At 53.9% G+C, this 16,241-nt stretch carries 11 protein-coding genes; 4 read left to right on the top strand and 7 right to left on the bottom strand.

Going from position 1 to position 16,241, the window contains the following annotated elements:
- Positions 1–42: 42 nt before the first annotated feature.
- A complete protein-coding gene (locus BLR97_RS02855) occupies positions 43–1,398 on the top strand; it encodes a sensor domain-containing diguanylate cyclase (protein WP_089702287.1) in 1,356 nt (451 codons plus the stop codon).
- On the opposite strand, the gene BLR97_RS02860 is transcribed toward BLR97_RS02855, so the two are convergent.
- The 3 genes from BLR97_RS02860 to BLR97_RS02875 form a co-directional block, all read right to left on the bottom strand.
- Complete coding sequence (locus BLR97_RS02860) at positions 1,395–3,665, bottom strand: EAL domain-containing response regulator (RefSeq protein WP_139172887.1); 2,271 nt, start codon at positions 3,663–3,665, stop codon at positions 1,395–1,397. The two genes, BLR97_RS02855 and BLR97_RS02860, sit on opposite strands and share 4 nt — an antisense overlap.
- A gap of 35 nt (positions 3,666–3,700) precedes the next feature.
- Positions 3,701–5,164 carry an ATPase domain-containing protein gene (locus tag BLR97_RS02865; RefSeq protein WP_089702291.1) on the bottom strand — a complete coding sequence of 488 codons (1,464 nt, stop codon included), beginning with the start codon at positions 5,162–5,164 and terminating at the stop codon, positions 3,701–3,703.
- A gap of 821 nt (positions 5,165–5,985) precedes the next feature.
- Complete coding sequence (locus BLR97_RS02875; RefSeq protein WP_089702294.1) at positions 5,986–6,255, bottom strand: diguanylate cyclase domain-containing protein; 270 nt, start codon at positions 6,253–6,255, stop codon at positions 5,986–5,988.
- A gap of 285 nt (positions 6,256–6,540) precedes the next feature.
- On the opposite strand from BLR97_RS02875, the gene BLR97_RS02880 reads away from it, so the two are divergent.
- Entirely contained in the window at positions 6,541–8,181 is a 1,641-nt protein-coding gene (locus BLR97_RS02880) for a PilZ domain-containing protein (protein ID WP_340147933.1), read from the top strand.
- 156 nt (positions 8,182–8,337) lie between these two features.
- Here the strand turns inward: BLR97_RS02880 and BLR97_RS02885 are convergent, their stop codons facing one another.
- Positions 8,338–8,538, bottom strand: coding sequence for a hypothetical protein (locus tag BLR97_RS02885; RefSeq protein WP_089702299.1), 201 nt, complete (start codon positions 8,536–8,538; stop codon positions 8,338–8,340).
- 82 nt (positions 8,539–8,620) lie between these two features.
- Positions 8,621–10,003: a nucleotide 5'-monophosphate nucleosidase PpnN gene (gene ppnN, locus BLR97_RS02890; RefSeq protein WP_089702301.1), complete on the bottom strand. Its 1,383-nt coding sequence runs from the start codon at positions 10,001–10,003 to the stop codon at positions 8,621–8,623.
- 129 nt (positions 10,004–10,132) lie between these two features.
- Here ppnN and BLR97_RS02895 point away from each other — a divergent pair, with 129 nt between their 5' ends.
- Positions 10,133–11,023 (top strand): LysR family transcriptional regulator, encoded by an 891-nt coding sequence (locus tag BLR97_RS02895; RefSeq protein WP_089702671.1) that lies wholly within the window; start codon positions 10,133–10,135, stop codon positions 11,021–11,023.
- A 51-nt stretch (positions 11,024–11,074) separates the two neighbouring features.
- Here the strand turns inward: BLR97_RS02895 and gcvP are convergent, their stop codons facing one another.
- Both gcvP and gcvH read right to left on the bottom strand, forming a co-directional pair.
- Positions 11,075–13,972 (bottom strand): aminomethyl-transferring glycine dehydrogenase, encoded by a 2,898-nt coding sequence (gene gcvP / locus BLR97_RS02900; RefSeq protein WP_089702302.1) that lies wholly within the window; start codon positions 13,970–13,972, stop codon positions 11,075–11,077.
- 76 nt (positions 13,973–14,048) lie between these two features.
- Complete coding sequence (gene gcvH, locus BLR97_RS02905) at positions 14,049–14,438, bottom strand: glycine cleavage system protein GcvH (RefSeq protein ID WP_089702304.1); 390 nt, start codon at positions 14,436–14,438, stop codon at positions 14,049–14,051.
- Positions 14,439–14,850: 412 nt separating this feature from the next.
- On the opposite strand from gcvH, the gene BLR97_RS02910 reads away from it, so the two are divergent.
- Positions 14,851–16,239: an alanine/glycine:cation symporter family protein gene (locus BLR97_RS02910; RefSeq protein ID WP_089702306.1), complete on the top strand. Its 1,389-nt coding sequence runs from the start codon at positions 14,851–14,853 to the stop codon at positions 16,237–16,239.
- Positions 16,240–16,241 lie beyond the last annotated feature (2 nt).

Here is a 16,241-nt window from a genome sequence, read left to right on the forward strand (position 1 = left end):
TGAATAATATCCACCAGCATATCGCCAAAAGGTCCCAAACTAATGAAGCTTGCCCGATTTATACAGACAGAAAGGGAGCAACTGCTTAAGGACTTTGGGGAAGCCGCACTGGAAATTGCGCCGGAATTGAGGGGAGAAGATAGCCGCGCCCGGGAAGACCATGCTCGAGAAATGCTGGAGTTCATCACTGAAGACCTCCTGACACCCCAGGCCAATCGAGAGTCGGCACGCAAAGCGCTGGGCAAAGCCAGATCCCCTATTTCGAAAGCCGCTGACCAGCACGGCACAGGCCGCCACAGTCAAGGTCTGTCGATGGTTCAGATGATTCAGGAGCTGCGGGCCCTGCGGGCGAGGGTTATGCAGGTCTGGGGCGATTCGCAGCAAGGCCTCAGCACTAACGACATTGATGAGCTTTTACGTTTCAATGAGGCCATCGACCATTTGATTGTTAACTCGGTGGCGAGCTACTCCGACCTTAAAGAACAGGAAACACACTTGTTCGAAGCGATGTTGAGAGTCTCCCCCGATCCATCTGCCATATTCGACCCCGGTGGTAAGTTTCTGTTTCTTAACACTCCGATGGCTGATATGGCGAATATAACGATTGCGGATGCTGTGGGTAATACCCCGCTTGAGCTGGCACTGGGTTTTGCCACAAAGTTGCACGACGCGATTGCAGCAACTGTTGCCACCGGCCAGTTCCAGCGCAAGGAGTTTCATTATACGTCTCCCTCAGGCCAGGAGTTGTATTTTGATTGCCAGCTTGTACCGGTATTTGACGACCAGAACGAAATTAAAGCGGTTGCCAAAACTTCGCGGGACATTACTGAGCGGAAACAGGCTGAACGCCAAGTCTGGCGAAGTGCCAATTTTGATTCGCTCACCGGTATCCCCAACCGTCGGCTGTTCCTCGACCGGCTTGAGCAGAGCTTGCAGGAAGCTAAACGACATGATTGCTCCTTTGCCTTACTGTTCATCGATCTGGATCGCTTCAAGCAGGCCAATGACGAGCTTGGACACAAAGCCGGTGACTTGCTTCTAGAGCAGGTGGCCGAACGGATAAGCACCAATGTCCGGGCCATGGACACAGTGGCCCGGCTTGGTGGAGACGAATTCACCCTGATCTTTAAGGACATCACCCGGGAAAATGCAAAGAAAGCCGCTAAGGTATTGCTGGGTAGTCTCGAACGATCGTTTTACGTTGAGGCTCACGAGGTATATCTTTCCGGCAGTATCGGCCTGGCCCTGTACCCTGAAGACGGCACGGATGCCGACCAACTGATGCACAACGCCGATCAGGCCATGTACGCCGCTAAGGAGCGTGGAGGTCACCAAGTTCTGCTTCATCAGGATCTAGGTGGAGCAGAGCAATCTTTTGACCGAACCCTTGTGGACTAATTAAGATTACGATGCTGCTCTTTAAGACGCAGTTCCAGTTCGTGAGCGGGTACCGCACGACTAAGCCAAAAACCCTGGCCCCAGCCGTTGGCTTCGGTTGTCGTCTGCAAAAATCGGCGTTGCTCATCGGTTTCAATGCCCTCAGCAATGGTGTTTAGGTTCAAGCTTGCGGCCATTTGCTGAATGATGGAGACAAGCGCCGCCCCTTTGCTGTCTGGCTTGCCCAGCTCGCTGATGAAGCTGCGATCGATCTTCAACGTTTGAATCGATAGGTGTTGTAGTCGACTCAGCGAGGAATAACCGGTGCCAAAGTCGTCGATGGCGAGCTGAAAGCCTTTTGCATGCAGTTCCTCCAGAATCATCTCGATGGCTTCCGGGTCGTTCATCAAGGCATTTTCGGTGACTTCTAAGTGTATCCAGCGCGGATCGATATGCGGTCTGACCAGAGCTGCAAAACTCTCCGCGATACAACCCGAATGCAGCTGGTTAAGGCTGACGTTGACTGCCATATCCAACTGGTAACCTTGATCATGCCAGACCTTTAGCTGCCGAGCGGCGGATTCCAGTACCCAGTCACCGAGAGGCTTGATCATGCCGGTTTCTTCAACTACTGGCATGAAAGAACCGGGCATTAGGATTTCTCCATCAGACTGAGGCCAACGAATCAGCGCTTCGGCAGCAACAATCCTGCAGCTGTCGAGTTCAAATATTGGCTGGTAATAAAGTTCGAATTCTTCGTTGTCCAGCGCTTCACGCAGACGCGATTCCATAGCAAAGCGCTGCTGGCGGCTGGCCGAGAGATCTTCTGAAAACAGTAAGTAACGGTCGCCGCCTTGGCGCTTGGCCTCGAACATGGCCTTGTCGGCATTTTCAATCAACAGGGTGGCATTCTGCCCATGATCGGGATACAAGCTGATACCAATACTGGCGCCGAGATGGTGCGTGAAGTTGCCTGTCGTTAGGGGTTCTGTCAGGTGGGCGATAATCCGATTGGCCAGTGCATAGGCGTTGGTGATGAGCTGCTCCCGCGTCGAGGTGCCACCTTGGCGAGGCTCATGATTCATCAACACCAGGAACTCGTCGCCTCCCTGACGAATCACTTGGTCGTCGTTACGTACGGCACTTTGCAGGCGCTGCCCAACTTGAACAAGAACTTGATCACCCACCTCATGGCCCAAGGCATCGTTGATCAGCTTGAAGCGGTCAAGATCGATGAACAGCACCGCACCGGAGGTATCGGAGTGATTCGCGGTGTCCAGCATACCGTCTAGGGAATGGATGAGATGTCGTCGATTGGGCAGGCCGGTCAATGCATCGGTGTAAGCCAGATAGTGGATTTTGGCGGATTGATGCTCGCTTTCACGCAGGGTGCGTAATGCCTTCAGGCCGAACACCAGGTTGTCGGCGAGCCGCTCCAGCAGTTGGCACTCCTCGTGACCGAAATGCCCCGGATTCCGTGAGTAAATAGCCAGGCAGCCAGGGAGGCCGGACTCGAAGATTAGCGGTAGAGTGATGGCCGAGGCCAGACCGTGACAGCGCGCACGCTCCTTGATGTGAGCCAGGGAGGGTTCATGGGCGATGTTGTTAACGACGCGGGTCTTGCCCGTCCGTAGTGCCTGGCCAACGGTTCCCGAGCCCTTAAGATCCTTACCCCAGCCGAGCTTAAGCTCGGACAGAAAAGCTGCTGCCGGCCCGGCACTCGTATGAATCTGGATGGGTTTGTCAGCCTGATCGATGGCAAAGCCCACCCATGCGAGGTCGTAGTTCTCCTCATCGACGATTGTCCGACATATCGCGCTGAGTAACTCGTCTTCGCTCTTGGCGCGGACTACGACGCTGTCGCAGGCGTTCAATGTGCGTAGGGCGCTGACGACGCCCACGAGCTGTTGGCGATTGCTTTCTTGTTCTTGCGATAGGGCACGTAGGCGCAGCAGATTATTGATCCGTGCCGACAGTTCCGCCTGAGTAGTGGGAATGCGCAGTATGTCATCGACACTATGGCCCAGCTCGGCGGTGATGCGTGGCGGAACCTGGGTTCGGCTGTCGGTGACCAGGAGCACCGGTAGCGTTATTGGATCCGCTCGGTTGCGCAGGTGAAGAATCTTTTTATGATAATGCTGCAGTGATGCCGTGTCCGCGACGATCAAGTCGACACCCAGGGCTGCCTCCTCGCTTTCGTCAGCCAGCGCATCCTGCACGTGAAAGTCGTGACCAAGCATCCGCTTGAGCAGATTGGCATTGGCCCTGTTCGCCAGAGCGATGCTCATGACGGGCTGGCTTTGAATCTTGTGTTCGCGGTGTGTCACGACATGTCACGACGGTGATTGGGTTGAATCATTTCCGGTACGCCACTCATCAGGCCACGCATGCCGTGAAGTGCTCGGCCTACCTGAAGCCCATCCTGGTTAATATCGAACTCGCGCAGGGCTTTTTCGAAGCTGCCAGTTCGTTTCTTGAGTACGCCGATGGTCTTGCATAGCTCGCCGTCCAGTTCGATGTAGCGAAGCATAATGATGTTGTCGGCGACATAGCTTAAGCCTTGTTCCGTCACGCGAGCCTGGGAGCCGGTAATCGTAAAGACTTCATTGACCAGCACTACGGTCACGCCCATGTTCACCAGGTAGCGGCACAAAGCGTGAACCCGTGCCTGTAGGTTCTCGCCGCACATCGACTGCTGGTACCCCGACAGGCTGTCGATCATCACCATGGTCGTGCCAGCTTCTTCGACCTCCTCGCGAACGCTCGCCGCAAATTGATCAGGGTGATAAAGGAGGGGCTCGACGGCCTCGAAGCGCAGGTTGCCCGTATCAACCATGTCCTCAACTGGCAGCCCGATCTGCCGACAGCGGGTGAAAAAAGTCGATGCATTCTCATCGAAATTGTAAATCACTGCTCGCTCACCGCTGGCTGCCCCCTGGCTCATCAGTTGGGCGCCCAGTGTGGTCTTGCCTACACCGGTTGGCCCGGAAAGCAAGGTCACCGTGCCGCGCTCAATGCCGCCATGGGTGAGTGCGTCGAGCTCGGATAGGCCGGTACTGATCTGGGTGTGCGAGTGGGTGCGGAAAAACTTGTTAGGCATTAGGCGCGGATAAAGCGTCATGCCTTCCTTGCCAAGCTGATAAAAATGCGTGCCTTCTTCGAAACCTGAACCGCGAAACTTGGTGATCCGGCATAGTCGGCCATATTCCGTGGGTTCTAGGCTGATCACGCCGTCGCTCAAGAAGGGCAGGGCCTGGTCGTCTTCGTCGGCGCTTTCCTCTGAGGTGAACATGACCGTTGCCCCTTCGCTGGTCAGTGTGCGCAACAATGACAGAACTTGCTTGCGAAACTGGAAGGTGTCAGCCGACAGATAGCGCATCTGGCTGAGCGAATCGATCAGAATACGCGCTGGCCTATGCGCACGAACATGGTCGAGAATTCTGTCGTGGATGCTATTGCCTTCAACGTCCCAGCTCTCTAGCAAGTTATAGGCCTCACTACCGATATCGCTGGCTTGGCCAGGCGACACGTCCAGCACGTTAACATCCTCAAATGGGAGCCCGCTGCGTCGGGCATTGTCGCGCAGTTGTTCCTCAGCCTCCCCCAAAGACACCAACAGGCTCTCTGAAGGACGCTCGGCAACCAGGAAATGCATGCCGAGGGTGGTCTTGCCCGATCCCGGGCCACCCCGAATCAGGTAGGCCCGACGTGGTATCAAGCCCCCATGAAGCACCTGATCTAGACCGGTGACTCCGATAAGTGAGCGTGGATCTTGGGTGTGGGTCATCCTTACTCCTGTTTAGCAGCGAGTCCGACGTACGGTCTATTTACCAGGCGGCATTTAGCAATCGGCATAAAGCCAAGCTATATAGCTGAGGTGGATAACTTGAAGTAGCCATGAGGTTAACGGGAAAAATCAAACCACGGTTGTAATGTGCAGAAACGGCAGATTGTTTAGTTTGAATTTCCTTTATAAACCAGGACGTTAATCGTTGTGCGGATAATTAGCAAGACGGTCTCTGTGACAAATTGCAACACTTCTCTCATCTTAAAAGTTAATGCCATAAAGCATTTTTTGATATTCCATTACCGAAACCTCCATCCGAGAGACAAACCGAAATCGTCCGCCGACTGAGCCAGCGGGAGGCACGGTGAAGGCACTAGGTTTCTAAATGCACCGTAACCGTCAGCCTTATCCCACACACAATGGCTAGCTTTGACTTTTACTTTTTGGCAGCGGGCAACACATCAGGGAGTGCTACTACGGCATCCCTTGGCATGGGTCTAGCGAATAGGAGACCTTGTAGCAAATCGCAGTTACGTCGAACTAAATCCTGTTGCTGCTCTCGCTCTTCAATGCCTTCTGTTACCACTACAGTAGACAAGCGCCACCTTAATACCCATCGATTTAAGCCCGTTGATCAATCCAATTGCTCGCTCGGCTCCGTCCAGCAGCACGCTTTCGGCCACCTCAAGTTCAAGACACGCAGGTGGCATACCGGTCTCGACTTCTACATCAGCTCATAGGTGTGCTTGATAACGAAGCAAGGCCAATGCAGGGACGGCATTATCAACGCGTTCAGGATACGCTCCAGCCTGACGATCTTCCTAGTTAGCAAGCACTAAAGCAAACTCATCGCTAGTCAGCCAGGCCACGGTATCGCTCGGTTCGACCAGAAGCTGAAGGCGCGCTGCGACAGCTACCAGCAACAAATTACCGATTTGATGCCCCAGTCCATCGTTGACTATCTTGAAGTCATCCAAATCAAGGTGCATAACCACGAGCATGCCTTGCGACTGTTGGGCGCGCTCGAAGGTTTCCTCAAGGCATTTATCCAGCGCTGTGCGATCTGCACCAATAGATAGCCTTCTAAGAATACAAAAGAGGGTGGACTAGTTATCTGATGCAGGCAAGGCGGGATTGGTATTGCATACTTTAAGCACAAAACATTACAAGTCTAGTGATTGCCCCGCTGATTAAAGTCTATATAGTCTGCCATATAATAGAAAAAACCTATGCTCTTGATATAGGAATAATAATTATTAATAGCGCATGCACAGGTATTTCAAATGGCGGCTCCAACTCTGTACGAAAACCCATCAGCAAGCGTGATTCGTTCATTGCTTCAACACACTCATGAGCTATCTATATATTGCAAGGACATGCCCTATGCCTTAAAGGCTGAAGTAATTGAGTTGAATCTGGATATTGGACGGATGGTGTTGGAGGTGGAGTACGCTGGGTCAGACATTGAGCGATATGTAGCCGCCGGCAGCCTGAGTTTTGACCTGGAGGCGTTGAAGGGGCCTCACGGAAATGAACGCGATACCTACAGTCTCAGTAATGTTACCGCCAAGCTGCTCAAGAAAGACAGTACGTTGTATAGTCTTGAGTGCCAGCTTCCAGAAACAGTGTTCGTTAAGGAGAACCGAGGCGCCGTTCGTATCCCGTTCATTCTGGGTATGCATACCCGGGTCGGCATCGAAGTTTATCTGCATGATCTCAATGTGCCAGGTAGGCTGCGAAACCTGTCGATTGGCGGTTGTATGGTCGACATTGATCTTGCGGACAGCATTGCGATGGGCGTAGGAAAGGAACTTCCTGGGGTAACGCTGGAGTTTCCTAACGGCGAGAGTTTTTTTGCCGAAGGCATTATCCGGCATATACGCCCCTTCGGTAACCACGGCTATGCGGCTGTGGGTATTCAGTTTATCAATCTGTCGATGTCCCAGACTGAAACCCTGTTTCACTTTGTGAATGAGTCAGAGCGAGAGGCCGCCTACCGTACCGGAACGAACGACAAAATGGTTTATCACTCATCCTTATTCATTCCAGGTACTAAGGAGAAGAAAATCCAGCAACGAGAAGCTCAGGAACGTGATAAGCGCTCTCGCCAGTCGCCCATGGAACGCGGTGTGATGGACGTGTCTCACCAGTTGCAAGTAGGGTTGATGTACATGAACAATCGGCAGCTGTTCCCAGCGGAGATTTTCTACGATTGCGTCGATACCATGCGCTACCTTGTGGAGCAGGATCGCAAGACATTTCTCTATGCCCTTGCATTTTTACGTGACGAGCCAGACTGGGTCAGACATGCCGTTCAGGTCGCTGGGCAGCTGGCTGACATGCTGTTGGCCCGCGATCCGCATGACCCTCAGGTGCGGGAAGCGGTGCTGGGTGCTTTATTGCATACCATGGGGAAGCCCTTGCTGATCAGCGCGAAGCTGCCGTCGCTCAAGGCCAACATGAACCCCGCTCAAAAAGCAATTCTTAGTGGCCATGTGGCAGCGCTGCATGAAAAGCTTGGCGAGCTTGGCTTGGCGCTTAGCCCGACCTGCCGCGATGTCATCGAGAATGCCAACGAACGCCTGGATGGCTCCGGTTATCCGGCGGGTAAGCGCGGCGAACAGCTATCAGAGTTAGTGCGGGTTGTGTCGGTGATCAAGGCGATTAATAAACTCCTCCACGCGCGTAACGGGGAGCCTCCACGCCCACCGCTTGACGCCTACCGCAGGATTCATGAGGCAGACACGGTTTACGACAAAACGGTACTGGTTGAGTACATTCAAATATATGGCCTATACCCAATTGGTAGTCTGGCCAAGTTCTCGGGTGGCTTCCTTGCCTGGGTCATGGACATCAATGGTAAGGGCATGCCAAGCCAAGTCCACGTCGTTAAGAACCTACGCTTTCTGAATACCAACATCAGTAGCGTCATTAATCAAAACGACTTGTCGCAAATCGGCAAGCTAGAAGGCATCGTTAACCCTTCGGATTACGGGGTGACGGTGTTAAAAATATAGAAGTACTAGGCGATGTAGCCTGTATGCGTAGTAACAAAGGCTTCTACGTCTATAAGAAAACGCCGCTGGCTTAACCGTCAGCGGCGTTTTTGTGTCTAGCTTCAGTATTTCGTTAAGGAGTACCAAGCCACGTTGGGCTCGATACTGTCGGGTTGACTAGCCCTTTGATTGGAGGTCGGCCAGCGCCGCGGCAACGGCTTCTTCCCACTCACCTTGGCTAATGCCCCAGTGCTCCATTTCGGCTTGATTGGCGCCACCCTCAACGGCAGCTTCTAACTCATCTTTCGAATGGCTCTCAAAGCAGTGCTTGGCAAAGGCTTTGGTTTTGCCTGCATTTAACTGATCAATCATTTCCATGCTGGTCTCCTATCCGTGGTGAGCAAAATGCGTCATCGTGACGAGTCAAGTGTAGCGGATTGGCCAGGCTTTGCCCGGCACATCACGTCAGCACATAGCAAGGGGTATAGGCTTGCCCGTCTAGCTTCATCCTGCCCTGATCCACAAAGGAGCTCAGCAGCATGTCCAGACGCTGCATTAGCTCGGGTTCGGCGTTTAAAACGAACGGGCCGTGAGCCTCAATGGCGCGAATCCCTTGTTCTTTGACGTTACCAGAGACGATGCCCGAGAAAGCGCGGCGTAAGTTGGCGGCAAGCTCATGGGTAGGCTGCTGGCGATGAAGTGCCAGGGCGCGCATGGCCTCGTGGGTGGCTTCAAAAGGGGCCTGGAAGTCACGGGCAATGGTGAGTCGCCAGTTGTAGTAAAACGCATCCTGGTGAGTGCGGCGGAATTCGGTAATCTCGTCAACGCTTTGACGCATCTGTCGCGCCACGGTCACCGGGTCGCCCGTAATGATGGTGTAAAAGCGGCGCACGTCTTCGCCTAGGGTGTACACAAGAAATTCATCAATTTTTTCAAAGTAGGCCGCTGAGTCAGCCGGTCCGGTGAGTATCAGCGGAAACGGCATGTCTTGATTCGAAGGGTGTAGCAAAATCCCCAACAGATAGAGGATTTCTTCCGCTGTGCCCACACCACCAGGGAAGACGATAATACCGTGGCCCAATCGTACGAACGCTTCCAGGCGCTTTTCGATATCGGGCATGACCACGAGTTCATTGACGATTGGGTTGGGCGCTTCGGCGGCGATGATACCGGGCTCTGAAATCCCCAAATAGCGGCCCTCATGGCGGCGCTGCTTGGCGTGTGCCACATTCGCCCCCTTCATTGGGCCTTTCATGGCACCGGGGCCACATCCTGTGCAGATGTCTAAATCGCGCAGGCCTAAATGATAGCCGACGTCCTTGGTGTACTCGTACTCTTCCCGCGAAATTGAGTGCCCGCCCCAGCATACGACCAAACTAGGGTCGCGCCCCGGCTTTAGCGTGCCCGCTTTGCGTAAAATATGAAACACCGCGTTGGTGGTGCCTTCCGCAGTGGAGAGATCAAAACGATTGTGGTGCTGGATTTCGTTGTAGATATACACGATATCGCGGATCACCGAGGAGAGGTGTTCGCGAATACCGCGGATCATCCGGCCATCGACGAAGGCTTCGGCGGGTGCATTGGTCAGTTTTAGACGAATGCCACGATCCTGCTGAAGCACTTCAATATCGAAGTCTTTATAAGCCTCTAAAATGGCCAGACTATCGTCGGTGGGGCTGCCACAGTTTAAGACGGCGAGAGCACAGCATCTAAGTAATTCATGCTGTCCGCTTTTTGACGTGCGCTGCAGTCGATGGACTTCGTGCTGGGAAAGTACTTCGAGGCTGCCTTCGGGCGAAATAGTGCTAGAAAGGGTCTCGCGCGGTTGAACGTTGTAGGTCATTAGTGGTGGAGTTCCTGACGATGTGAGGTCTTATCGCATATTATCATGCCCCCTGAGTTGGTACACCGTCAGGCCGTGGTCAGTCAGTGTGGTATGATAAACGTCATTGCTAACCTGATGATGCCTAACATGTTTAATGCGCAATACTTTCGAACGTACATCACTTTAGTAGAAACTGGCAGCTTTACGCGCACGGCCCAACGGCTTGATATGACGCAGCCGGGGGTGAGCCAGCACATTCGCAAGTTGGAGCGTTACTTAAATAAGACCTTGTTGGAGCGCCGGGGCCGAGGCTTTACGGTAACCGAGTCGGGGCGTCGCGCTTACGACTACGCGTTAAAGCTGTTTGCCGAGCACGAGCAGTTTCGCCATGCCTTGGATGACGATCTAACCGATAGCGGTGAATGCCGTATTGCCTCCCCAGGCAGCGTTGGATTAATGTTTTATCCGTATATTTTGGGGCAACAGCAAAGGCACCCTAATCTAACGGTCAGTTATAGCTTCGCGTTTAATCACGAAATCGTGAATGACGTACTAGAAGGGCGTTACGACATTGGGATTGTCACCGAAGCGGTTAACCATCCGGATCTGGAGTGTCATATATGGCACCAGGAACCGCTGTGTTTGGTAGTGCCCGCGGACTTTGTGGAAGGGACGCTTACCGACTTAATGGGCATTGGGTTCTTAAATTATTACGATGGTATCAATCACGCCAATGCGCTATTACGCGCCAACTACCCCGATGATTTTCGTTCCATGACGCATTTTCGACACCAGGGGTTTACCAATGAGGTGAGCATGGTACTGGACGCTGTCGCGCGTGGGCTGGGGTTTACGGTGGTATCTCGTTTAGTGCTGGAGACCTCCCCGTGGCAGCGCCAGGTAAAAGCCCTTGCATTGCCAAACGCGGTTAATGAAGTGCTGTATTTGCTTCGCCGTCGTGACTCCGTGCTCCCCAAACGTTATGAAAAGCTATTGGATGGCTTTCACCAGCAGCGTTTGCAAGAAAAAACGCCTTGAAGCTCGCTGGCAAGCAGTAAGCCTCAAGGCGTCTGGCAATCGATCAAGCCGTTACGCGTCGCGGTATTCGTCGATACTAGGGCAAGAACAAATCAGTTGGCGGTCGCCAAAGACGTTATCGACGCGGTTCACCGCCGGCCAGTATTTGGATGCTTTAACCGCCTCAGTAGGGAAGGCAGCCAGTTCACGGTCGTAAGGGCGTTGCCACTCACTGTCGATGAGATCCGCCTGGGTATGCGGGGCATTGACCAAGGGGTTGTTGCCCACCGGCCAATCACCACTTTCGACTCGCGCGATCTCTTCCCGGATAGCAATCATCGCATCGCAGAAGCGGTCGATTTCATATAGCGATTCGGATTCCGTGGGTTCAATCATCAGCGTGCCCGGTACCGGGAACGACATGGTCGGGGCGTGGAAGCCGTAATCCATCAAGCGCTTGGCAATATCTTCTTCACTGATACCCGAAGCACTTTTAAGCGGGCGAATGTCGATAATACATTCGTGGGCCACAGTGTCGTTCTCGCCGCGATACAGAATCGGGTAAGAGGCTTCCAGGCGCTTAGCAATGTAGTTGGCATTTAATATGGCCAACTCGGTGGCTTCGCGAAGCCCGCGCGCGCCCATCATTTTGATATACGCCCAGGAAATAGGCAGTATCGATGCGCTACCGAAAGCGGCGGCGGCAACCGCACCGCTAGTCGGATCGACGCCGTTAATGGGCGTCACAACATGGTTGGCGACATAGGGGGCCAAGTGGGCTTTGACACCAATGGGCCCCATGCCCGGCCCGCCACCGCCGTGAGGAATACAGAACGTTTTGTGCAGGTTGAGGTGTGAAACATCGCCGCCAAAATCGCCGGGGCGCGTTAACCCGACCTGGGCGTTCATGTTGGCACCGTCGACATACACCTGGCCACCGTGCTCATGAACCACTTCGCACACCTTCCGCACATGGGATTCAAATACGCCATGCGTCGATGGGTAGGTGATCATCACCGCAGACAGTCGCTCGCTATGCTGCTCGGCTTTGCGGGTTAGGTCGTCTAGGTCGATGTTACCGTTCTGGTCGCATTCAACGACTACCACTTCCATGCTCAACATGGCGGCAGATGCGGGGTTGGTTCCGTGGGCCGAGCTAGGGATTAAGCACACCTTGCGGTGGGCTTCCCCTTGAGCGGCTTGGTAACGACGAATCGCCAGAAGGCCCGCATATTCGCCTTGGGCACCAGAATTAGGCTGCATGGAAATATGATCGTAGCCGGTCACTTCGACCAAGAAGGCCGCCAGCTCATCGATCATTTGATGGTAGCCCGCCACCTGATCGCGAGGCGCAAATGGGTGAAGATGCGCAAAAGCGGGCCAGGAAACCGGAATCATTTCGCTAGTGGCGTTGAGCTTCATGGTGCACGAGCCGAGCGGAATCATCGCGTGGGCCAGGGAAAGATCTTTGTTTTCCAGGCGCTTTAAGTAACGCAGCATCTCGGTTTCGCTGCGGTAGCGCTTAAACGTGGGATGCGTCAGAAAATCGCTTTCGCGCCGGTAGCCATCAGGAATCCCCGAGATGCGGTTGGTGACCACCTGTTCGTCAAGGGCTGTAATCGAAAGCCCGTGCTCATCAGATAGCAGCACGTCAAAAAGTCGCGCGACATCATGAGCGGTGGTGGTTTCGTCCAGGCTAATGCCCACATCGCCGTTGGCGAAGTAGTGCAGATTGATGTCGTGGGTCATGGCGCGGCCATGGATTTTACCCGCATCTACCTGGGTTAAACGCAGCGTATCGAACCAAGTGTGGTGTGCGAGCGTGATGCCTGCCTGCTGAAGGCCTTCCGCCAACAGTGTGGTCAGGCGGTGAACGCGTCCAGCAATGGTGCGCAGCCCCTCCGCGCCGTGGTATGTGGCGTAGAAGCCGGCAATGTTGGCGAGCAGCGCTTGCGCGGTACAAATGTTAGACGTGGCTTTCTCGCGGCGGATATGCTGCTCGCGCGTTTGCATCGCCATACGCAACGCGGTGTTGCCTCGGCTATCTTTGGAAACACCAATAATTCGGCCTGGAATCGAGCGTTTGAGCTTGTCTGAGGTGGCGAAGAATGCTGCGTGGGGGCCACCAAAGCCCATGGGCACACCGAAACGCTGCGAGTTTCCCACCACAATATCGGCCCCCATGGCGCCCGGCTCTTTAAGCAGCACGAGGCTTAATAAGTCGGTGGCGACACAGGTCATGATGGAACGTTCAGCGGCTGCGTTTATCAGTGGTGCTAAATCACTAATCTCGCCGCTGGCCGTGGGATATTGGAGCAACGCACCAAACACCTCGTGTTCGGGGAGAGACGCGGCCGGTCCGACAATTAGCTCAAAGCCAAAGCAATCGGCGCGGGTTTTAACCACATCCAAGGTTTGCGCGAACACATCATCGGCCACAAAGAAGGCGTTGGATTTATTTTTCTTGTTGGCCCGCTTGCATAGCGCCATTGCCTCGGCGGCGGCTGTGGCTTCGTCCAACAGCGAGGCGTTGGCAAGTTCCATACCGGTCAAATCCATGACGACCTGCTGGAAGTTGAGCAATCCTTCCAGGCGGCCTTGGGATATCTCCGGCTGGTAGGGCGTATACGCCGTGTACCAGCCAGGGTTCTCAAGGACGTTGCGCTGGATCACCGCGGGCATGTGAGTGCCGTAATAGCCTTGGCCAATATAACTTTTGGCAACACGGTTTTGGCGTGCCAACTGGCTTAAATAATCCAGGGCCTCGGCTTCGCTTCGGGGCTCGTCAAGCGCGAGTTCGCGGCCAAGGCGAATGTCGCTGGGAACGGTTTGCTCGATCAGGTCATCCATGCGCTGCAGGTCGAGCGCTTTTAACATGGTGGATACGTCGTCGGCGCTGGGGCCATTGTGACGTTTGATAAAAGCATCGTGGTCAGCCAGTTCGGCTAATCGGCGTGTTTCAAAAGGCATGGAGAGGATTCCGGACGTGATGAGAAAACCGTTCAGTGCAAAAAGACAACGCCTGCCCGCGGGGCAGGCGTTAACATTAGGTGTCGCTGCTTAATGTCGCTTGGTAGGCGTCGGCATCGAGCAGGCCGTCAAGTGAGCGGTCGCTCAACTGTACCTTCATTATCCAGCCGCCTTCATAGGGGGCGTCATTGACCGTTTCAGGTGCGTCTTCCAGCGCCTCATTGATTTCGATGACCTCGCCTTCAACGGGAGAGTAAAGGTCAGAGGCGGCTTTAACAGACTCAATGACGCCGAACTCTTGGCCTTTGGTTAGCGTAGCGCCGACTTCAGGTAGCTCGACAAACACGACATCGCCAAGCGCGGCTTGTGCATGGTCGGTAATGCCAATGGTGACCGTACCGTCTTGATGATCAAGCACCCATTCGTGGCTCTCAGCGTAACGAAGGTTGGCAGGAAGGTTGCTCATGGTGATTCCCTATACGAAACGGATGTGGAGCCGTCATGTTAGCGCTTGTTCGACAGCTTGGCGATGGGCGCTATTCACGGCAAGCGTTTAACGTCGCATGGTAACGTGTTTCCGATACGAAACAAGCTTCTTGAGTCTCACTGATAGAGGGCATTGACTGTCTATATCGAGCATGGGGGATAATCGGGTAGTGAATTGACAATATAGCGATATTAACTGCACTAAGACGACAAGAGCATGGCAAGCAACCGAACTTATGGTGTAAAACATGACGATCTAATGTCGGTTGTAGTTCGCGAAAGGGTCGTGACACAGCCACGTTTGATGGCCAGAATAAATTGACGAATAGGCAAGGGGCCTATTGGCGTTACCTCAAATAAGACAAACCATGACAGGGTTAAGGAGATAGCGAGTGGACACATTAACCAGTATTTTCGGAGCCATTAACGGGGTGGTATGGGGCCCGTTGATGCTCATCTTGCTGTTAGGGGTGGGGATCTACCTGCAGCTTGGCTTGAAACTGATGCCGATTAGGAAGCTGGGCATGGGTTTCAAGCTAATGTGGCAAGGGCGCGGTGCCAAGGATAAGAGCACCGAAAAAGACGGTGAAATATCCCCCTTCAACGCGCTGATGACAGCGTTATCCGCGACCATTGGAACCGGCAATATTGCCGGGGTGGCTACTGCCATCGCGCTTGGGGGCCCCGGGGCTGTTTTTTGGATGTGGATTACCGCACTGGTCGGCATGGCCACGAAATTTGCCGAGGCACTGCTGGCGGTGCGTTTCCGTGAAACTGATAGCACCGGCTACCATGTTGGCGGGCCGATGTTCTATATCAAAAACGGTCTCGGCAAAAAATGGATGTGGCTAGGCGTATTGTTTGCTTTCTTCGGTGCTGTTGCGGCGTTCGGTATTGGTAACACCGTCCAGTCAAACTCGGTTGCCGATGCCATGAACACCACCTTTGGTGTGCCAACCTGGCTTACCGGTGTGGTGATTATGGTGCTAGCCGGCGCGGTGATTCTTGGTGGTATCAAACGTATTGCCAAAGTGGCGGGTAAACTGGTGCCGGTGATGGGTATCGCATATGTGGTGTCGGGCATTTTGGTGTTGATTGTTAATGCCGGGCAGATTGGCGAAGCCTTCGGGTTGATTTTCTACTACGCCTTTAATCCGGTTGCTGCTGCCGGTGGTTTTGCAGGGGCTGCCGTTATGGCCGCTATTCGCTTTGGTGTGGCGCGGGGGATTTTCTCCAACGAAGCGGGCTTGGGCAGCGCGCCGATCGCCCACGCCGCAGCGCAAACCAAAAACCCCGTGCGCCAGGGGCTGATTGCCATGTTAGGCACCTTCATCGACACAATCGTTGTGTGCACGATTACCGCCTTGGTGATTCTTACTTCAACGGTATGGATTGATGGCGAAGAGGGGGCGTCGTTGACAGCGCTTTCGTTTGACGCGGCATTACCCGGTTTCGGTAATCAAATCGTCGCGGTTGCCCTGGCTGTTTTTGCCTTCACTACGATTCTGGGCTGGTCTTTCTATGGCGAAAAATGCTTCCAGTTCCTGTTTGGTACGCGCTCGATTATGTTGTACCGCGTGTTGTTCGTGTTGGCGATTCCGCTGGGGGCGATGGCGCAGTTGGGCTTTATCTGGTTGATGGCGGATACCTTCAACGCCATGATGGCGATTCCCAACTTGATTGCCTTGGCACTGCTGTCCCCCGTCGTCTTCAAGCTGACCAAAGACTATTTTGATGGCAAAGACGTGTTGCCGGGCGAAGCACTGGATCATGATCAATAGCA

The organism is Vreelandella arcis (genome assembly GCF_900103865.1).
Taxonomy (GTDB): domain Bacteria; phylum Pseudomonadota; class Gammaproteobacteria; order Pseudomonadales; family Halomonadaceae; genus Vreelandella; species Vreelandella arcis.